A 20,755-nucleotide genomic window follows, 5' to 3' on the forward strand; every position below is an offset into this window, starting at 1 on the left:
GTGACCGATATCGACGTAAAAGAGTTGTCCCGACAGCCGATCCGGCTGCAATCGACCCGGGTGTGGCGTACGTATTCCGGCGGCAGGCTGATTGATGAGTGGCAGGGGAAAGCATCTGCCGAAGACAGCACCTTCCCTGAGGAATGGGTAGCCTCCGTCGTGCAGGCGACGAATGTCGGCCGCGAGCATCTGCAGGAGGGGCTTAGCGCCCTCCAGCTGGCGGATGGGAGCCAAGTGACGCTGAAGGACGTGATCGCCTCCGATCCCACAGTCTTCCTCGGCAAGGCTCATGCGGAGAAATACGGCGATAAGACCGGCGTGCTGGTTAAGGTGCTGGACTCCAGCGAACGATTGACGATCCAGGTGCATCCGGACCGTGAGTATGCCAAGACGAAATTCCAGTCTGACTTCGGCAAGACGGAAGCCTGGTATGTCATCGGGGGCCGCGAGGTGGACGGAGAGGAGCCCTATGTACTGTTCGGCTTCAAGCCGGGCGTCACGCCGAAGCAGTGGAAGGACTTGTTCGACCGCCAGGATATTCCAGGCATGCTGGATGCAATGCACCGGATTCCGGTCCGCGAGGGGGATGTGTTCCTCGTGCAGGGCGGCGTGCCGCATTCGATCGGCAGCGGCTGCTTCCTGATCGAGATTCAGGAGCCGACGGACTACACTCTTCGTACGGAGCGAACGACGCCCAAGGGCAACGTCGTTCCAGACCAAGCCTGCCACCAGGGACTGGGCTTCGATGAGATGCTGAACTGCTTCCACTATGACACGCACACGCTGGAGCAGGTGAAGGACAGATGGTGCAAGCAGCCGGCCGTACTGGAGCAATCGGCAGGAGGACTTCTGACCGCGCTGATCAAGAACACCGATACGGACCGCTTCTCCATGAACCGTCTGACAGTCGATACTGAATACAGCATGAAGGGCAACGGAACCTTCGTCATCGCCATCGTCCTGAAAGGGTCAGGCACCCTGACCGGGGAGACAGGAGAGACGAAGGTGGGACAAGGAGATACCTTCTTCCTGCCGGCCTCCATGACGGAGCTGAAGTGGGCTCGTCAGGGTGAGGAGCCGCTGCAGGTGATCCTGTGTTACCCTCCCGGCGTATAGCCGGGAGTTCTCCACCAGAGCGGCAGTACCGCAAGCTTGACAATTGTTTGGAATGGGGAGGAAAGTAAAAGCCTATGAAAAAAAGCAAGGTAGTCGAAAACGTAACGGGCTATTTATTTATCGCCCCCTTGGCTATCGGATTGGTTGTACTGACGCTCGTCCCGATCATCATCTCGTTCCTGCTCAGCTTCACAAGCTGGAGCCTGGTACAGGGGATGAAGGGAATCACCTTCGTCGGCATGAAAAACTACACCATGCTGTTTCACGATCCGGTATTTATCAAATCATTGACCAATAACTTTATCTTCATCCTGGTCGTGCCGATCACGATGATTCTGGCCATCACCCTGGCAGTCACGATCAATAAGAACGTGTACTGGAAAGACTTGTTCAAGGTTGTGTACTTCATGCCTTATATTTCGAGTATCGTCGCTGTTGCGATCGTGTGCCAGGTATTGTTCCACCCGGAGTACGGCCCGATCAACGAGACCTTGAAATCGATCGGCATCACAGACCCGCCCAAGTGGCTGGCCGATCCGCACTTCGCTCTGCCGACTATGATGGCGATTACCGTATGGACGGGCCTGGGTTACAATCTCATTATTTATCTGGCCGGCTTGCAGAGCATTCCCAAGGATTTGTTCGAGGCTGCCGATATCGACGGCGCAACGCCGCTGGTGAAGTTCTTCCGGATTACGCTGCCGATGCTGTCGCCGACGACCTTCTTCCTGCTGGTCACGGGGATTATCGGATCGTTCAAGGTGTTCGATATTATCGTCGTCCTGACCGGGGGCGGACCATCCGACTCCACGTCGATGATGGTGTTCTATCTATATCAGCAGGCCTTTGTCAACCTGAAGACCGGCTATGCATCCTCGGTATCTGTTGTGCTTCTCCTTTGTGTACTTGTGATTACCGTGATTCAATTTTTCGCCCAGAAGAAGTGGGTCAATTATTAGGAGGCTCGCCCTATGCAGCTTGACATACGCAAATCTATAACGACTGCCGTGATGGTGGTCATCGGCTTCCTGTTTCTGTTTCCGTTCTTTTGGATGATCTCGGCTTCGCTCAAGCAGGAGACGGAAGTGTTCAACTTCCCGATCGAGTGGATTCCGAAGCAGTGGAACGCGGTTCAAAACTACACGCAGGTATGGGTCAACACGCCATTCGCCCAATACTACGGCAACTCGGTCTTCGTTACGGTCATCACGACGGTCTTGTCGGTGCTCGTCTCGTGCCTGGCGGCCTACGGCTTCACCAAAGTAAAGTTCAAGGGCAGGGAAGCGATTTTCCTGATCCTGCTGGTCGTCTATATGATCCCGCATCAGGCAATTCTGGTGCCGCAGTTCATTCTCTACCGCTGGCTGGGCATGTACGATACGCTGACAGGATTGATTCTGCTGAACAGCTTCAGCGTACTCGGCACGTTCCTGCTTAGGCAGGCGTTCATGAGCATCAATGACGAATACCTGGAATCCGCGCGCATGGATGGCGCCGGACACATGCGGATCTTCCGTTCCGTCATGGTACCTCTGGTCAGACCTGTGATTGCCACCTACGCGATCCTGCGGTTCATCTGGACCTGGAACGATTACCAGAACCCGCTGATCTTTCTCAAATCTCAAAAATTATTTACCCTGCAGCTCGGCATTCAGTCGTTCGGTAATGAGAACGGCCAGTTCTATTCTCTCGTTATGGCGGGCGCGGTTTCCGCGATCCTTCCGCTGCTGATCGTGTTTATCGTCGGACAGAAGCATGTCATCGAAGGCATCTCTGCAGGCGGGGTCAAAGGCTAATAATCGTATAAATTTTTGCCAGCAAGATAAAATAATTGCTTATGTCCATTTTTCATGTCCCTTATAATGAAGAGGCAGTACAAAAACAGGGATAGCAACAACGAAACTAGACTAGAGGGGATTGGCTGCTATGAAAAAAACAACAGGATTGCTGCTGACGGGTGTCATGATGGGCTCGGTCTTGGCAGGCTGCGGAAGCAATGCGGAGCCGGCAAAGACGACCGAGGGAGGAGCGGGTGATACGAAGCAAGTCACCTTGAAGGTGTTCACCTGGCTATCGGAAGAAACGATGCACTGGAATAAAATACTTCCTGAATTTTATAAAGAATATCCGAATATTAAAGTCGATGTTAACGTGCTTTCCACGAAGGACGATGCTCATGAAGCGATGAAGAAGCTTGACTTGGCGGCCGCATCCGGTCAGGAGATGGACGTCGTGATGATCAACGACTCGACGGGCTACGTCCAACGCGCCAAAGCAGGCATGCTCGCACCGCTCGATGACTATCTGAAGGCTGACGGCGTTAATTATGATAGCGAATACAAAGCGACGACGCAAATGGAAGGCAAGTATTATGCGCTGCCCGGGCGCCTGCTGACCTGGTTCGTCATGCTGAACAAGCAAAAACTGGATGAAGCAGGACTGGCAGTTCCGAAGGAATGGACTTGGGATGAATTTATGGAATATTCCAAAAAATTAACCAGGGGCGAAGGTCCATCCAAGCAATACGGCACTTATTTTCACAATTGGGAACAATATATCACCCTGGCCTTGATTAATAGCCCGCAAAGCAATAAACTCGTAACATCGGACGGTAAACCGAACATCAACAACGACCGTGTCCGCAAGTCGCTGGAGATCGCGAATCAGGTTCAGAATGTGGACAAGTCGGCCCGTTCGTATGCGGATGTCATCTCGCAGAAGCTGGCTTACCGCAACGAATATTTCAGCGGCAAAGCGGCCATGATCCCAACGGGAAGCTGGATGATTACGGAAGCGGCCGGCACGGACACCGTACCTGCCAAGTTCGAATCGGTATTCGCCCCTTATCCGAAGTACAAGAAGGAAGACCCGAACGGCGCTACACTTGCCAATATTGACTACATGGGTGTATTCTCCGGGTCGAGGCACCCGAAGGAAGCTTACCAGTTTACCCGCTGGTACTCAACGAAGGGGATTCTCGCAGCTGAAAATATGCTCTCCTCCTGGACCAAGGCTGATCTGAACAAGATGATCGACGGCATGGTCAAGACCGGTAAGAACCCGGAGATGGTCAATAAGGCTTCTCTGGAGCATGTGCTGGGAACTTCGGCACCCGTTAAAATTGAAGCGCCTCCGACTTACATGAGCGATGCCTCCAAGCGCTATACGTCTGAGGTTGAAAAATACCTGTTGAACAAGCAGGATCTGAACACGACGATTACCAACGCAGAAAAATCCATCCAAGACGTGATTAACTTGAATAATTAATAGTGCCCGACCCGATTGGGTCGACCGCAAGACCAAACCGTGGAGAGCATCCTGCTCTTCACGGTTATCATGTTTTGGGCGAGAAGGGATACTCTTGAAAACATTATTCGATAAGCTCTCGAAATGGTCTTTGCGCCAAAAAGTGCTGCTCTCGATCATCATATGTCTGATCGCACCACCCACTATTGCGATTCAGGTATCGAATTACTTTACCCGGGATGTCCTGAGGGAGCAAGCTGTGATCAATGCGCAGGAGTCTCTGGACGTTGCCAATCTGTATGTGACCGAGCGGATGAATTCGATGATTTACATGACGAATAATATTCAATTCGATAATGAAATGGCAACTGTGATGAAGAAATTGGGACAGCAGCCGCTGGACCCGGCTCTCCTGGTGCTGGAGGGCAAGTATATAACGAATAAATTGGAAACGCTTGTTTTTTCCAAGGACCACATGTATATTTCCGTATTGCTGCCGAACGGCGCTTATTTCACGAATTATTCGGGATCGGAGTTCAACCCTCAGCAATTTGCTGAGGAATCGTGGTATTCCAAGCTGGATCAGATGACCGAATACGATATAGAGTGGGTAGGGGCGCATCCCAACTATATTCAATCCCGGAGTAAAACCAGCCCTTATCTGATCACGATGGCGAGAGCTCTCAAGTCGGGCGACGCCAAGCCGTATGCCTATGTGATCCTGAGCGCCGAGGAAAAGACGATCAGCGATTTTTTCTATAAATACGCTCCGACGCAGAAAATGATCCTGACGGACGCTGCGGGAACTGTTTTTGCAAGCGCAGACAATCAGCAGATCGGCGCTGCAACGGCATTCCCGGATTACGGTCCGAGCGAGCAGCAGGGCTCCAAAATATTCACGATTCACGATCAGGAGTATATTCTCCTGAACAAGAAACTGCCGTTCGCAGGCTGGCATCTCATCAGCCTCGTCTCCTACCAGAATGCGATCGAAAAAATTCAAACGATCCGGACTAATGATTATCTGGTGCAGGTGTTGTTTCTGCTGGTGTTCATCGCGATCCTGTATTGGATCATTAGCCGCATTATGAATCCGCTCGTTATTCTGGCGCGGGTGGCTTCTCAAGTCAGGCTTGGCACGCTTCATGTCAGAGCGGATATCCGGGGGACGGACGAGGTTGGGAGGCTCGGGCAAGTATTTAACCAGATGCTCGACCATATCGAATCGATGATCGAACAGATTACCGAAGAGCAGACACGCAAGCGCAAGCTGGAGCTGGAGCTGCTGCAAGCGCAGATCAATCCGCACTTTTTGTTTAATTTATTGAATTCGATCCGGATGAAAATTAGAATGAAGGGGGATCGGGAGAGCGCCGATATCATCTCTTCGTTATCCAAGCTGCTCCGGATGTCGATCAACCGCAACAATGAATGTCTCCCGGTGCATGTGGAAGTGGAAATTGTCCAGCACTATGTCAAGCTGATGAATGTCCGGCATAATCAGAAGATTCAGTACGAGGAATCCGTCGCCTCCAATGTCCTGCTGGAGGAAATTCCCCGGTTCACCATCCAGCCCTTTATCGAAAATGCATTTATACACGGGTTGAACCAGAAGTACGGACACATTACACTTACGATCTGGAAGGAAGATGCGTTCATGTACATCTCGGTCAAAGATGACGGGGTCGGCATGGGGGAAGAGACGAAGCATGAATTGAACCAGGCGCTGCACCGCGAAGAGCATGAATCGAAGAGCAGAGTCAATGGAATTGGGCTGAAAAATGTATATGACCGGCTGCAGATGACGTACGGGACATCCTTCCGGATGGATATTCACAGCGACCTGCACCGCGGAACGGAGATTGTGGTCAAGCTCCCACTATCGGCCAAAGGAGAGGCTTAGCATGTACAAGGTACTGCTCGCAGACGACGACTATCCAGTCATTGAATTTCTGATCCAAGAAATCCCTTGGGCCGAGCTGAATCTGCAGCTCATCGGCTATGCAGAGGACGGCTTATCCGCCTTGTCCAAGGCTCAGGAAGAGATGCCCGATCTGCTGATTACGGATATCGGCATGCCTGGGATGGACGGACTTGAATTAACGCAGCAGCTCAAGCAGTTGAATCCGGCGCTGCGTACGGTAGTCTTGACCTGCCATGATGAGTTTCAATACACACGTCAGGCGGTCAAGCTGAATGTTCAGGATTATGTGCTCAAGGAATCGATGGAGATTGAGGAGATTATCGACATTCTGCAGAAGCTGCTGCAGCAGCTGGATGAGGACAGGGAAGAGGCCCGGATCAACCAGAGTCTGCTCAAGTCCTTCGAGCAAAATCAGGACGTTCTGAAGGAAAAGCTGATGAGCAATCTGATGCTGTCCCCGATTATCAGCGAAGCCGATTGGCAGCGGGAATTCGAGAAATTCCATGTCGATTTTTCCAACACCAGATATGTTCCCGTTATCTTATATATCAACCAGTACGAACAACAATTGAAGCGGTTTCAATCCGATGAGCTGCTCATGTACCCGGTTCTGAACGTGGTGGAGGAGCTGATCCGCCGGGAGCGGAATGCGGTTTGTTTTTCCCTGGGATCCCGGGAGTTGCTGCTGCTGTTCCACACCGGGGATATGAAGCGCAGCGATACGGCTGCGTTCGATAAGAAGCCGCTGCGGGACATCCAGTCAGCTCTAAGCAGCTATGTGAAAATCAAGGGCTCCTTCATCGTAGGCGAACAATATTGCGATAGCATTAAGCTGCTGAAAAAGCATGTGCAGGCCATGATGGAGCTGTCCGAGCAGCGGTTTTACTTACCGGATTCAATCATCATCCGTGCGGATCAGCTGAATATTTCCTTTGCCGGCGAAGATATGTTCCAGTATTACTCGGAAACGTCTGAGTCGCTGGGCAAGCTGCTGATGAACGAATCCAAAGAGCCGATTGACGGGGCTATATCGGAGCTGTTCCGGTTTGTCAGAGAGCGCCGGTTCCACCCGGAGGAGCTGAAGAGCTTCATCCTAAGACTGGTGATGGATCAATATGTGAAAGTCCGCTCGTCCGCCCAATACTTTGACTTCACGCTGTCCAAGGAGCTGCTCCATCAGACTGTATTGTCCATGGAATCGCTGCATCAGCTGGAGGCGTGGCTCGCCTCGTATTGGAAATCACTGCTCGAATCGATCTCGATAATGTCCAAGCGCTCCAGAAGGATGGAAATCATCAAAGCGCAAAAGTATGTGCTGACCCATCTTGACCGCAAAATTACACTGGAAGAAGTGTCCGATATGCTGCACTTGAACCAAGCCTACTTCAGCCGGTTGTATAAGAAGGAAACCCAAGAGAGCTTTATTCAATACGTAACCCGTATGAAGATGGAGAAGGCAAGGGAGTGGCTGGAGACGACGAATAAAACAGTCGAGGAGATCGCCTACCAGCTCGGCTATGACAACAAGAGCTACTTCAATAAATGCTTCAGATCGATCTATCACATGTCACCGTCCGAACTGCAGGCTGGTCCGGTGAATAGTTAAATGCCAGTTGTTGAGAAAGCAGCCATGAACAGGATCGATATTAAATGATCAAAATTCAGTGGTTTCCATGTCAATGGTTATGTTACTATACGAGTAGTATACAAGGACAAGGAATGATTCGATGACTTACAGCGTAGACAAGCACGGCAAGAAGCAACTGCTCTATGTACAGATCGCGGGAAAGATCAAATCCGAGATTCGCAGCCGGAAGCTTAAGCCTCATGATCCGGTTCCTTCCGAAGGAGAGTTTGCTTCTCTTTTCGGAGTCAGCCGGATGACGACGAAGCTCGCGCTGGAATCGCTGGCCAAGCAAGGCATCGTGTATCGGCTGGCACGGCGGGGAACTTTCATTGCCGAAGGTTATGAGGACGCGGCCGCAGAGCATGAGGACACCGTGGTACTGCCTGATCGGGACTATGTCAAGAAGCGGCGGATCGCATTAGTCGTCCCCAATCTGGACGACTACGTGGCTCGCATCATGGTATCCATCGAGAACGAAGCACGGAAGATGGACTGCCATCTCCTGGTGAAGATTACGAAGGACCGGGATGATGAGAGCAATTGTCTGCAAGAGTTATATGAGGATCAAGTGGACGGTGTTATTTTATACCCGAGAGGCCGGAAGACGTGCAGCGAGAAGGTGCTGCGCCTATCCCTGCTCAAATATCCGCTCGTCATCATCGACCGGATTTTCAGGGAAGTCCAGATTGATTGCGTATACCACGATCACTATCAGGGCGCATACCGGTTAGTCGAATATTTGATTGAACAAGGGCATAAGGAGATTGGTTATTTGTCCATGTCCTTCGACGGGGTAACGAGCCGGGAGGAGCGGTACAGAGGCTATCTCGAGGCACTGCTTGACAATCAGCTCCCCATCAACAGCCATAATATGTATTTACATTGTAACGAGTCTTATATGGATAATCTGACTTCCCCGAATGATCAGATCGTGGCCTTTTTTGAACAAAATCCTGCGCTGACTGCCGTTATGTGCGCAGATGATTATTTGGCAACCTCATGTATGTACACGGCATTCTCCATGAAGAAATCGGTGCCGGACGATGTGTCCGTGGTCGGATTCGCGGATATTCAACTTGCCAGTCTGCTGCCGGTACCGCTAACGACCTCGCGCCAGGCGACGGAGCTGCTCGGCGTTGCGGCTTTCGACCTGCTAGCCAAACGGATGGAAAAATCGAATGAGGTAGCTACAACGATTAAAGTGCCTACGGATCTGGTGGAACGCAGCTCTGTGAGGTCGCTTGCCTCTGTCCGATAATTGTTCTGACCCTATAAGCATTTACTTAATCTATACATACAAAGTTTTTTTATGTACAACTGATATTTATCCTGATATTGGATGTCGTTGGCATACTTTGTAGTTCATAGAGGAAGTGAATGCTTTTTTTGTGCGCTAAACTACACTTAATCCTGTAAAAATGCCCGGATTATCAGTATCTCCTACAACCGCATGATGTCTGGACATCTCTTTACGTAATCTACAAATTCTGAACCATTGAATATGTCAGTGGCCTTTACTATGATTGATTCATGCAAGTGATATTAATAAATTGTGGAATGGAGAGTTTCTGTGAGGAAAAAACCAGTTTTGCTAGGTTTGACCGTGCTTATGTCATTGAGCGCATTAACCGGTTGTATCGGTGATAGCGCCAGCACAACCAAACCTGGGAGCGAGTCCGTCAAGGATGCGAACCCGAAAGTTTCGACCGGCTCGTACAAGGAAGCTCCGATGTGGGACTCTCTTGTGAAGAACGGCACCTTGCCTGCTGTGGACAAGCGTCTGCCGGAGAAAGATGACATCATGATCGAGCAAACGGTCGAAAAGATCGGCAAATACGGCGGCGACTGGCGTCTGCCTTGGAGCGGTCCTGACGACAAATGGGGCATTGGCATGATTACCGAAGAAGCGATGTTTCGTTTCAAGCCGGACGGTAGCGGCGTGGAGCCAAACGTTGCCAAGGGCTATGAAGTCAACGCCGACTCGACAGTTTATAAAATTTTCCTTCGCAAAGGCATGAAGTGGTCGGATGGCCACGTATTCAACGCCGATGACGTGATCTTCTATTGGGAGCACATGCTGGTTAAGGAAACGTTCGGTAAGGCGCTGTACGATTGCTATTATTCCGTAGATCCGGTTACTGGCGAGAAAGCCAGAGCAGAAGTTACCAAGCTCGACGACTACACCGTGCAAGTGAAGTTCAAGCATCCAAGCGTTATGTTCCTGGAGCGTATGGCTATTGACAACAAATGGTTCTTCGCCCCGGCACATTATTATAAGACGATCCTGCCGGAGTTCATCGGCGAAGAGAAAGCGCTGGAAGTCGCTAAGCAGTACGGCTTCAAGGATACGAAAACGCTGGGCATCAATACCGGCTACTACTACTGGCTGTATTCGCAAAGACCGACGCTGCGCCCTTGGGTGCCGAAGAACGATCCTAACAGCGACCGCTTCATCAGCGAGCGCAACCCTTACTACTTCAAGACGGACAAAGAAGGGCAGCAACTGCCTTACATCGACCGGATCGTACAGACGAAGATTCAAGACAAGAGCCACAAGCTGGTCGAAGCGCTGGCAGGCAATGTCGAAGTGAGCTCCTTCGACTTCGCGGACTTCACGGTTCTGAAGGAAAACGAGAAGAAGGGCAACTACCGCGTTATTCCTTGGTCCACACCGTCCTGGTCGAGTACGGGCGTCGAGCTGAACCAGACGACGGAAGATCCGAAACTGCGCGCGCTGTTCCAGGATATACGCTTCCGCGAAGCGCTGTCCGTAGCGGTGGACCGCAAAGAAGTATCCGAGATCATCACCAACGGAATCGGCGAGCCTGCACAAGCATCCGTGCCTAAGGGACTGCCGAACTTCCAAGAAGGCTGGGACAAGCAGTGGACAGCCTTCGACCGTGATAAGTCGGCCAAACTGTTTGACGAGATCGGCTTGAAATGGGATGCAGCCCATAAGTATAGAACGTTCGCCGACGGATCGGACCTCAGCATGGTCATCTATCAAGAGAAGATCGCTGACAATGAAAAGTTTATCGAGCTGCTGCGCAAATATTACGAGCAGGTCGGCATCAAGACGGACGTGAAGATTGTCGATCAAGGCAGCTTCTTTGATCTAAAGTATGCGAACAAAATTCCGGTTTCGGTTAAAACGGTTAACCTCGTGAACGTCGCCTACAGACCCGACGAGCTGGTTCCACTGCGCGTCATCACGCCATGGTTCGGCCACTACGGACTGTATACATCCTCGAAGGGCAAGGAAGGCGTCAAGCCGGAGGGCGATGTCGCTGAATTGCTCGCGAACTGGGATAAGATCAAGGCAGCCAAAACGAAGGACGAAATCAATAAATGGAGCAACGAAATCATCAAGCTCCATCAGAAAAACCAATGGGTCATCGGCTATACAAGCCCAACGCCTGTACTGGTCGTAGCCAAGAATAATGTAAGAAACGTACCGAAGCTTGTGAACAGCGATGAGTTCCGCGGTCTGGGTCACGCACATCCGGCTCAATTCTTTATCGAGTAAACGAATAACGATGGGGCGGGGGAGACGAAGCTCTCCCCTTTTGCCATCAAGAGAGGGGTTCTCATGTTTTCCTATATTGTTCGAAGACTTCTGCTCATGATCCCGGTCGTGATTCTGATATCGATGCTCGTGTTCTTCGTCATCCAGCTCCCGCCGGGCGACTTTGTCAGCACTTATGCGGCGAAGATGTCCACCACCGGCGAAATCATGGATGAGCAGGCGCTGCAGGTCATGCGCGCTGCCTACGGACTCGATCAGCCTTGGATCGTGCAATACTTCAAGTGGATTTGGGGGATGGTTAGTGAGGGTGATTTCGGGTATTCCTTTAGCTACAACCGGCCGGTCGCTGAAATAATCGGTCAATACATGGGATTGACCTTGATCGTGTCCATCGTTTCCATGCTGTTCACGTATGCGTTATCGATCCCGATCGGGATATTCAGCGCCGTCAAGCAATATTCCGCCGCCGACTATATCGTCACGGGGATAGGCTTCCTCGGCATGGCAACCCCGAACTTCCTGCTCGCGATCATTCTGATGTACTTGTCCTATGTCTATATAGGCGATCCGATGCTGGGCTTATTCTCGCCCTCCTTCGTCGATCAAGCCTGGTCGATGGCCAAGTTCATTGATTTTCTCAAGCATATGATCATTCCTATCATCGTCATCGGCATGGCCAGCACCTGTGACCTCATCCGTGTCATGCGCGGCCAGATGCTCGATGAGATGAACAAGCCGTACATGCTGACAGCCCGGTCCAAGGGATTATCCGAAGGGAAGATCATGATGAAATATCCGGTACGCGCGGCTATCAACCCGATTGTCAGTACGCTCGGCTGGTCTCTGACCTCGATCTTCACCGGCTCTACCATCACGGCCATTGTACTGAATCTGCCGACTCAAGGTCCGGTCATGCACAATGCGCTGCTCAGCCAAGATATGTATCTGGCGGGAACCTGGCTGCTCTTTATGGCGATCTGTATCGTCCTCGGCACGTTAATCTCGGATATTTTGCTCTTCTGGCTCGACCCTAGAATACGCATGCAGAGAAAAGGAATGTAACCATGAACACACAACTCAGTCCGAAATCGTGGCGGTCTTTGCTGCTTCCTAAGAAAAAAGCGGAAGAGGCCAATTACTCAGCCTCCCAATGGCGTCTGATGATGGTCAAGCTCATGAAGCATAAGCTGGCGCGCATCAGTATCGCGGTGCTTGCTTTCATGTACATAGTGGCGCTGTTCGGCAATTTTATTGCTCCGCAGGGATTAGACAGCTATGACAGCGTCAATCTCAACAGCCGGCCGTCGAAAATCCACTGGGTGGATACCGAGGGGAAATTCCACTGGAAGCCCTTCGTTTATGGAACGAAATCAGAACGTGACCCTGAAACCTTGCGCAAGCTCTTCGTCGAGGACACGTCTAAAATATACGAAGTGCAGTTCTTTGTGAGCGGAACGCCGTATAAATTCCTAGGCCTCATTCCCAGCAACCTGCATTTGTTCGGGGTGGAAGAGCCTGGCCGTCTGTTCCTGTTCGGTACGGACGGGATGGGTAGAGACTTGTTCTCACGCGTCGTGCTGGGCAGTCAGGTATCTCTGACGATCCCGCTCGTGGGCGTAGGGATCAGCTTTTTCCTGGGGCTTCTGATCGGCGGCATCTCCGGGTATTTCGGTGGGATGATCGATGCGGTAATTCAGCGCATCATTGAGATCATCCGTTCGTTCCCGACGCTGCCTCTGTGGATGGCGCTGTCTGCGGCGATCCCGGCCCGGGTGCCGATGGTGCAGATGTTCCTGTATATCACCATTATTATGGCCTTCATCGAATGGACGGGCCTGGCCCGGGTCGTACGAAGCAAATTTATCTCGCTGAAAAGCGAGGATTATATTATGGCGGCGCGGATCTCCGGCGTAAGCAGCATGCGCATCATCGCGGTTCACATGGTGCCGGGATTCCTGAGCTACCTCGTCGTATCGATGACGCTGGCGATTCCTTCCATGATCATCGGTGAGACGGCGATGAGCTTCCTCGGCCTGGGCATCCGTTCGCCGGCGGCCAGCTGGGGCGTGCTGCTGCAAGAAGCGCAGCAGTTTGAGAACGTGGCGCTGTACCCGTGGAAGCTGATCCCGCTGGTATTCGTGGTCATCACGGTGCTGGCATTCAACTTCTTCGGCGACGGGCTGCGCGATGCGGCCGACCCTTATAAATAAGTGAGGACATAGATGATGATAACCGAGCGTGAGATCAATAAGGATACGCAGCCACTATTGGATGTAGACAATCTACAGATTCAATTCAAGACAGATAGCGGAATTCTGAAAGCCGTGAACGGCGTCAGCTTCAGGATCGAGCCAGGCAAGACACTGGGACTCGTCGGCGAGTCCGGTTGTGGGAAAAGCATCACGAGCAAAGCGATGATTGGGCTGCAGCCCAAAAATTCGCAGGTGTCCGGTGAGATCAAGCTGGACCAGAAAAGTGTAGGCCAGCCCGGAACGATGGTGGACCTGGTCAAGCTGAAGCCGGGCGGCAAAGAAATCCGCGCCATCCGGGGCAGCCGGATCGCGATGATTTTCCAAGAGCCGATGACGGCATTCTCTCCCTTATATACAATCGGCAATCAGGTGATGGAGTCGATCCTGCTGCACCGGACGAAGGATAAGCGGGAAGCCAAGGAAATGACGATCGACATTCTCCGCAAGGTGGGCATCGCGAATCCGGAGAAGCGGTTCGAGCAATACCCGCATGAATTCTCAGGGGGGATGATGCAGCGGGCGATGATCGCCATGGCACTCTCGTGCAAGCCCGAGCTGCTGATCGCCGATGAGCCGACGACCGCGCTGGATGTGACGATCCAGGCTCAAGTGCTGGAGTTGATGAAGCAGCTGCAGCAGGAATTCGGTATGGCGATTCTATTCATCACCCATGACCTCGGTATCGTGGCCGAGATGTGCGATGAGGTTGCCGTCATGTATCTGGGCCAGATCGTGGAACAAACGACCGTGCGGAATTTATTTCACCATCCGAAGCATCCCTATACACAAGGACTTCTCCGTTCCATCCCGAAGATCGGGAGTGGTGTGAAACGTCTTGAATCCATCGAGGGGACCGTGCCGATCCCACTCAACATGCCGCCCATGTGCGGCTTCTACGATCGCTGCAGCCAGCGGATTCCCGGCGTATGCAATACGCGCCATGTGCCGTCCACACAAGTGGCCCCGGATCACCTTGTATCATGTTTTCTTTATGAAGCGGGCCAAGAGGAAGGGGGAGCAGCACGATGAGTGAAGATATCCTGCAGATCGTGGATCTGGTTAAAGAATATCCCGTGCATGGAGCAAGAGGGAAGTCGGCTGTCGCCAAGGCCGTATCCAAGGTTTCGTTCAGTCTGAGAAGAGGAGAGACCTTCAGCTTGGTTGGCGAATCCGGTTGTGGGAAAACGACGCTCGGCCGCTGCCTGGTACGCGGTATCGATGCGACCTCGGGTCAGGTCTATTTCTGTGAAGAGGATGGGTCCCGGCAAGACTTCCTGAAGGTCACCGGTAAGCAGCTAAAGGAAACCCGCAAAGGGATTCAGATGATCTTCCAGGACCCGTATGCGTCCCTGAACCCGCGGATGACGGTGTATGATATTATCAGCGAGCCCCTTAAGGCGAATTTTGATCTAAAAAAATCCGAAATTGACGAACGCGTCATGCAGATGGCCCAGCAGACGGGTCTCAATCTGAGCTATCTGAACCGTTATCCGCATGCCTTCTCCGGCGGACAGCGGCAGCGTATCGGCATCGCCAGGGCACTGATCACACGTCCCAAGGTGATCGTCTGCGACGAAGCCGTATCGGCGCTGGATGTATCGATCCAGGCGCAAATTATTAACCTTCTTAAGGATCTGCAGCAGGAGTACGACATCACTTACCTGTTTATATCCCATGATCTGTCTGTCGTCGAGCATATCTCCGACCGGATCGCGGTGATGTATCTGGGCCGGATTGTGGAGATGGCTCCCACCCAGCAATTGTTCCGAACGCCAAGGCATCCGTATACCGAGGCTTTGCTGTCGGCGGTGCCTAAGCCTGATCCGGATATCAAGACGCAGCGCAAGATTTTGCAGGGCGAGGTGCCGAACCCGGCGGATCCGCCGTCCGGCTGTCACTTTCACCCCCGCTGCGCCTATGCGACCGAGCTGTGCCGCCAATCAGCGCCAGAGCTGCAGGATATCGGCGGCGGTCACGCCGTGGCCTGCCATCATATCGAGCAATTTCAACTACAAGGAATAGAGGACATGACACATGACACCCAAGAGCTTAATTATATTTCTGGATAGCGGAGACACCATCATTGACGAGAGGACGGAAATCCGCGACGAGCACGATGTGGTCGTAAGCGCGGAGACCCTTCCCGGCGCTGTCGAGATGGTAAAGACGCTCGCTGAGCGAGGCTACACGATCGCCTTGGTCGCAGATGGATTGGTGCAGTCCTTTACCAACATGTTTAACCAGCACGGGATCTATGACTGCTTCACCACCATGATTGCTTCGGAGTATATCAAAGCGGAGAAGCCGAGTCCGCGCATGTTCAAGGCAGCGGTCGGTGCTCTCGATCTGCACGAGTCGGACTATAGCCGAATTGTGATGGTCGGCAATAACTTGAGCCGTGATATCAAGGGAGCCAATGAGCTCGGCATTACCAGCATCCATCTGGACTGGACGGATCGCTATCCCAAGACGCCGGCAGACGAGAGCGAGCGTCCGGATTATACGATTCATATGCCGCTGGATTTGCTGGAGCTGGTCGAAACGTTGAACGAACAATTGAATCAACAGGCAGGCTGACAGCTTGGAAACCAAGACAGAAGTAACAAAAGCCTCACCGCATACATCAACGTCTTCCAAACAATTTTGGAACCTGACCTGGCCCATCTGGATCGAGATGCTGCTAGGTCTGGTAATGGGCAACAGCGACACGCTGATGCTCAGCTTTCTCTCCGACCACGCTGTAGCAGCTGTAGCTCTGGCGAATCAATACATCATGCTTGCCCTTCTGCTTATGCAGGTGATCGCCACGGGGACTCAGGTTGTACTCTCGCAATACCTGGGTGCCCGCAGATGGGAAGAGAGTGACCGGATTACTTTTTCGTGCATTTCCTTGAACGTTCTAGCGGGCGGCTTGTTCAGCTTGATCCTGGTGATAGCCAGGGAGCCACTGCTGAGGCTGCTGCATATTGCACCCGAGCTTATGGCTGATGCTTCCGCTTATCTGCTGATTGTTGGCGGCTTTTTATTTTTGCAATCACTGGTGAATGGCATCTCGGGAGTGCTGAAGGTGTACGGGCATGTCCGTGAGGCCATGCTGATTTCGGTCGGCATGAATGTTCTCCATATCGGCACGAATATGGTCATGATCTTCGGGATGCTAGGCTTCCCAGCGATGGGCGTGCAAGGAGCGGCACTCTCTACGGTTATCAGCAGGCTTGCTGCGGCCGTCGTGCTGTTCATCCTTCTGCTCAAGCTGAGATCCCTTCGTCTGAGATGGACGAGCCTGGTCAAGTTCCATCTGTCGGATCTGCGTAATATGCTGAAGATCGGCGTCCCCGCTGCAATCGAGGCATTTACGTATCATCTCGTACAAACGGCCTTTCTTGCTTTTATCAGCACCATGGGTACCGAAGCGCTTGCAGCCAGACAATATGCGATGAATATCACGATGTTCATCTCCGTATTCGGAACGGCACTGGGCTTTGCCAACTCGATCTTAGTCGGAAAGCTGACCGGAGCGGGACGTTACCAGGAAGCCTATGAGCAGACCCGGCGAAGCATGAGCTGGAGCTTCATGGCGGCTATAGTCGTCATCGTGCTGTTCATCATCTTCCGTCATCCGCTGATCGGGCTGTTCTCACAGAATCCGCTTGTATTAAAATGGGGCGGGCAACTGCTCATGCTGAACCTGCTGGTGGAAACGGGCAGGGTACTGAACATGAATCTGGTCAGTGCGCTGAATGCCGCCGGGGATGCGAAATTCCCCGTCTGGATGGGTCTGATCTTCATGGTCGGCCTGAGTCTGCCGGCCGGCTACGGACTGGCAATCTCTGCAGGCATGGGACTAGTCGGCATCTGGATCGCTACGGGACTGGATGAGTGGCTGCGCGGCCTGGCGAATTTGTACCGCTGGAACAGCCGCCGCTGGGAATCTTATACACTCGTCAAACAAGCACAAAACCGTCAAACTTCCTTATGATAGGAAGTTTGACGGTTTCTTTTGTTAGCTGCGCAGCGTCTTCATAAGTGCTCTGAGACGAACGGGGATTTCCTCCCGCAGCTCGTCCCAGCTGACCAAGTGCCCGTCTTCCCACGTATACGGAGAGTAAGAGAAGCTCGGCAGAAAGCGGAACCTCTGAAGGTGCTCGTCAGCCAGCTTATCATCATCCGGGCCAAACTTGAACTCGCCCTTGAACATATCGGGCTCCAGCAAGCCGTCCTTGCCGGCCAGCTCCTGATTGACCGCGATGGCGTTTGGCAGCAGCCGGAACAGCTCGGCGAGCGGTGTCATCGCATGCTTGCCTGGCTGAACGTACAGCTGGACGCGCCCGTCGGCCGTCAGGTTACTGCGGTCGCTCAGTACACCAATCATGTACTGGCCGTGGAAGCTGCACTCGGCCGTGACGACCTCGCCGTCATGACCGAGGTACACCCACACATGCTCCAGATCGTACAGATGCTGGATGTCGTAATCATAGTAGATCGCGTATTCGATCACCAGCTTCACCTTGTCAGGGTCCACCTCGATCGTCCGGGGGAAAGAAGGTGAGGGAGCCGTTGTCTCGAAAACGGTGACGCCGACGCGAATTGGCAAAAAGGGCTCATGTTCGTCGATGAGCAAAATAGGCGCGGACCGAAGGACTTGCTCCCGCAGATCCGGCCGGGAAAGCGATGGGTTTTGAGCGGTGGACATGGATGATTACCTCCCTTGGATATCGTTCTTAGTATAACGGATTCAGGAGAAATTTGGGTTAACATTATATTGACCGTTTCCCTAAGTCCGGATATGCATATTGCCGATATGACTCAAATTAAAGATGCATCCTTTCATACAGATATGTTACTATAAAACAAGCGCGAAACACACATTTCGCGCTTGTTTGAAAATCGAAATGAGCCTATTTGAAGAAGAATTCAACGGCTTTAGAGCGACGAAATGTTTTTTTCACGCCCTTACCTACATGAACGTCTCATATAAACGAAATGGAGGCCCTTGGCTTGCACAACAATGACCATACAGACCCTACGATAGAAGACTTTCTAACCTATCTTCAGAACTCCGGGTACACCATCCAGACTCAGCGCGCCTATATACGAGAAGCCCGGAACTTCCTGGCCTTTGTCCGGAACAAAGATGCCACAGAGATCCGAAAAGCAGATATTATGCGATATCAGAAAGAAATGAGAGACAGGGGGGCGGGGGACGCGGCCATCAACCGGATGGTGTCCGCCGTGCGCAGCTACTTTAACGCGCAGATCGAATTCGAGAGGATGCAGCAGAATCCCGCTCTAACCGTGAAGAAATCAAAAATCGAAAAAAACCGGGTACCCGTCTATTTAAATGAAGAAGAGCTGGAGGATTTTCTTACGTCAGTGAATGGCATACATAAGCTTCGCAATCTGGCGATTTGTGTGCTGATGGCCTATTGCGGGCTGCGGGTCTCCGAAGTTCACGCACTCAATCTGGAAAATTTCAATCGCGGCCAGAGACCCAACCTGCAGTTTATGGGGAAGGGGCGCAAGTGGAGAAATGTTCCACTTCATGCCAGCGTTGTGAATATTCTAGACAAGTATATGCACAAGGAACGACTAGAAGCGGCAGAGAGCGACTCTAATGCTTTCTTCGTGTCACAAGAGCGTAAACGTGTCGGCCGCAGAACGATTCAAAGTGTGATTGAACAAACCGCACAGGCATTGAAGAAATCCAGGCCGGAGTTAAAGGACAAGCGGATCAGCAGTCATAAGCTAAGACATACATTCGCCACGACCCATTTCCGGCACGGTACGGACTTGCGTACGCTGCAGGAGCTGCTGGGGCATTCGGATATATCTACGACACAGATCTATACCCATATTGAGAATGAACAGCTCATCGAAGCTCAAGAGCGAATTCAGCCCAAATTGCCAGCAAATTATTAAGAATTTGCTGTGCCTAAGACTCCCGGTATTCTTTATCTGCTCCGCGCCATCATATGGAAAACAATAGAAGAGAGTGTTAAGATAAAAGTGACATGTTCAAGAGGGATCGTATGATCTATTCTACAAGCCTGGGGGCAGGGAAGATGCAAAGAGATGAGCTTCTCCGCGAGCGGATGTCCATGCCGGATCATTCATTTCCGATCAAGCTATTTCGGTTCACCTGTCAGGAAGAGGGGTTTATTATCTTTCATCCCCACTGGCACGAGCAGATTGAGCTGCTCTATATCGTAAGCGGCAGCGCGAGAATCGAGTGCAGCTCGGTACCCTATGAAGCGAAAGCCGGGGATGTCATCGTCGTCAATAGCAATGAGCTGCACTACGGTGTTTGTACCTCCCGTGACTTGGTTTACTATGTGGTTATTTTTCACCCGGCCTTGCTTCAGAGCTCTAATGCCGATGCGGTCGAGACGAAATTCATGATTCCGATCTCCCAGAATAGGCTGTTATTCCTGAACCATATTGCGGGGGACAAGCGCTTTTCACGCTGCGTCGAAGAGATTACGTACGAGATCGAGCATAAGCAGGAAGGGTATGAGCTTGCGATCAAGTCCGACTTGTACAAATTGATGACTCTGCTCGTCCGCCGCTATATCGCTTCGTCCAGCGATCTGGAAGGCTACCGGCTCCGGCTCAAGCATCTCGAGCATCTGGCCCCGGCTCTTCGTTATATGGAACTGCATTCGCATGAGTCGTTGACCGTAGAGCAATTGGCCGATCTGGCTAATATGAGCCGTTCCCACTTCAGCCGCTTGTTCAAAAAACTGACAGAGAAAACGCTAACGGAATATATTCACTTTCTCCGCATCAACCGCGCAGCTGAGCTGCTGCGTACGACACAGATGAGCATCTCGGAGATCGCTCTCCTGATCGGGTATAATGATATTTATTATTTCAGCCGGACCTTCAAAAAACTGAAGGGAGCGTCGCCGACCAACTGGCGTGATATTTCTCCGGATTGGCCGCATTCGGCCGCCGCCATACATAGCGACATGGAAGAGGCAGCCACGGACGGATCACCCGCCTGAGGCTGCCTGTTTTTTATGTGTAGAAATACGCATATATAATGGAAGGAAAAATTTCAAATC

17 protein-coding genes are annotated in these 20,755 nt (G+C 52.0%); 16 read left to right on the forward strand and 1 reads right to left on the reverse strand.

The features are described 5' to 3' along the window. From WMW72_RS12410 to WMW72_RS12475, 14 genes are all read left to right on the forward strand, one after another. Window positions 1-1,116 (forward strand): type I phosphomannose isomerase catalytic subunit, encoded by a 1,116-nt coding sequence (locus WMW72_RS12410; RefSeq protein ID WP_341415796.1) that lies wholly within the window; start codon window positions 1-3, stop codon window positions 1,114-1,116. 74 nt (window positions 1,117-1,190) lie between these two features. Next, a complete protein-coding gene (locus WMW72_RS12415) occupies window positions 1,191-2,075 on the forward strand; it encodes a carbohydrate ABC transporter permease (RefSeq protein ID WP_341415797.1) in 885 nt (294 codons plus the stop codon). Between the two features lie 12 nt (window positions 2,076-2,087). After that, complete coding sequence (locus tag WMW72_RS12420) at window positions 2,088-2,912, forward strand: carbohydrate ABC transporter permease (RefSeq protein WP_341415798.1); 825 nt, start codon at window positions 2,088-2,090, stop codon at window positions 2,910-2,912. A 130-nt stretch (window positions 2,913-3,042) separates the two neighbouring features. Beyond that, window positions 3,043-4,383: an ABC transporter substrate-binding protein gene (locus tag WMW72_RS12425; protein WP_341415799.1), complete on the forward strand. Its 1,341-nt coding sequence runs from the start codon at window positions 3,043-3,045 to the stop codon at window positions 4,381-4,383. Between the two features lie 94 nt (window positions 4,384-4,477). Further along, window positions 4,478-6,265, forward strand: coding sequence for a sensor histidine kinase (locus tag WMW72_RS12430; RefSeq protein ID WP_341415800.1), 1,788 nt, complete (start codon window positions 4,478-4,480; stop codon window positions 6,263-6,265). A gap of 1 nt (window position 6,266) precedes the next feature. Further along, the gene (locus WMW72_RS12435) at window positions 6,267-7,892 is read left to right on the forward strand and encodes a response regulator (RefSeq protein ID WP_341415801.1); all 1,626 of its coding nucleotides are present in this window, start codon (window positions 6,267-6,269) and stop codon (window positions 7,890-7,892) included. A 121-nt stretch (window positions 7,893-8,013) separates the two neighbouring features. Beyond that, on the forward strand, window positions 8,014-9,171 hold the full coding sequence (locus tag WMW72_RS12440) for a GntR family transcriptional regulator (protein ID WP_341415802.1): 1,158 nt from the start codon (window positions 8,014-8,016) through the stop codon (window positions 9,169-9,171). A 312-nt stretch (window positions 9,172-9,483) separates the two neighbouring features. Beyond that, complete coding sequence (locus WMW72_RS12445) at window positions 9,484-11,439, forward strand: ABC transporter substrate-binding protein (RefSeq protein ID WP_341415803.1); 1,956 nt, start codon at window positions 9,484-9,486, stop codon at window positions 11,437-11,439. Window positions 11,440-11,502: 63 nt separating this feature from the next. After that, on the forward strand, window positions 11,503-12,501 hold the full coding sequence (locus tag WMW72_RS12450; protein ID WP_341415804.1) for an ABC transporter permease: 999 nt from the start codon (window positions 11,503-11,505) through the stop codon (window positions 12,499-12,501). Window positions 12,502-12,503: 2 nt separating this feature from the next. Next, window positions 12,504-13,649 (forward strand): ABC transporter permease, encoded by a 1,146-nt coding sequence (locus WMW72_RS12455; RefSeq protein ID WP_341415805.1) that lies wholly within the window; start codon window positions 12,504-12,506, stop codon window positions 13,647-13,649. 12 nt (window positions 13,650-13,661) lie between these two features. Then, complete coding sequence (locus tag WMW72_RS12460) at window positions 13,662-14,720, forward strand: ABC transporter ATP-binding protein (RefSeq protein ID WP_341415806.1); 1,059 nt, start codon at window positions 13,662-13,664, stop codon at window positions 14,718-14,720. Beyond that, window positions 14,717-15,760 carry an ABC transporter ATP-binding protein gene (locus tag WMW72_RS12465; RefSeq protein WP_341415807.1) on the forward strand — a complete coding sequence of 348 codons (1,044 nt, stop codon included), beginning with the start codon at window positions 14,717-14,719 and terminating at the stop codon, window positions 15,758-15,760. Before WMW72_RS12460 ends, WMW72_RS12465 begins: the two co-directional genes overlap by 4 nt. Next, window positions 15,726-16,268 carry an HAD family hydrolase gene (locus WMW72_RS12470; protein ID WP_341415808.1) on the forward strand — a complete coding sequence of 181 codons (543 nt, stop codon included), beginning with the start codon at window positions 15,726-15,728 and terminating at the stop codon, window positions 16,266-16,268. Before WMW72_RS12465 ends, WMW72_RS12470 begins: the two co-directional genes overlap by 35 nt. Window positions 16,269-16,272: 4 nt before the next feature. Continuing rightward, window positions 16,273-17,670 (forward strand): MATE family efflux transporter, encoded by a 1,398-nt coding sequence (locus WMW72_RS12475; protein WP_341415809.1) that lies wholly within the window; start codon window positions 16,273-16,275, stop codon window positions 17,668-17,670. A 24-nt stretch (window positions 17,671-17,694) separates the two neighbouring features. Here the strand turns inward: WMW72_RS12475 and WMW72_RS12480 are convergent, their stop codons facing one another. Further along, entirely contained in the window at window positions 17,695-18,384 is a 690-nt protein-coding gene (locus WMW72_RS12480) for a hypothetical protein (protein WP_341415810.1), read from the reverse strand. 305 nt (window positions 18,385-18,689) lie between these two features. Between WMW72_RS12480 and WMW72_RS12485 the strand changes: the two genes are divergently transcribed. Together WMW72_RS12485 and WMW72_RS12490 are read left to right on the forward strand one after the other, a co-directional pair. Beyond that, window positions 18,690-19,610 (forward strand): tyrosine-type recombinase/integrase, encoded by a 921-nt coding sequence (locus WMW72_RS12485; protein WP_341415811.1) that lies wholly within the window; start codon window positions 18,690-18,692, stop codon window positions 19,608-19,610. Window positions 19,611-19,720: 110 nt separating this feature from the next. Beyond that, window positions 19,721-20,695 carry an AraC family transcriptional regulator gene (locus WMW72_RS12490; protein WP_341415812.1) on the forward strand — a complete coding sequence of 325 codons (975 nt, stop codon included), beginning with the start codon at window positions 19,721-19,723 and terminating at the stop codon, window positions 20,693-20,695. The last annotated feature ends 60 nt before the right edge of the window (window positions 20,696-20,755 follow it).

Source organism: Paenibacillus filicis (assembly GCF_038070315.1).
Lineage (GTDB): Bacteria > Bacillota > Bacilli > Paenibacillales > NBRC-103111 > Paenibacillus_G > Paenibacillus_G filicis.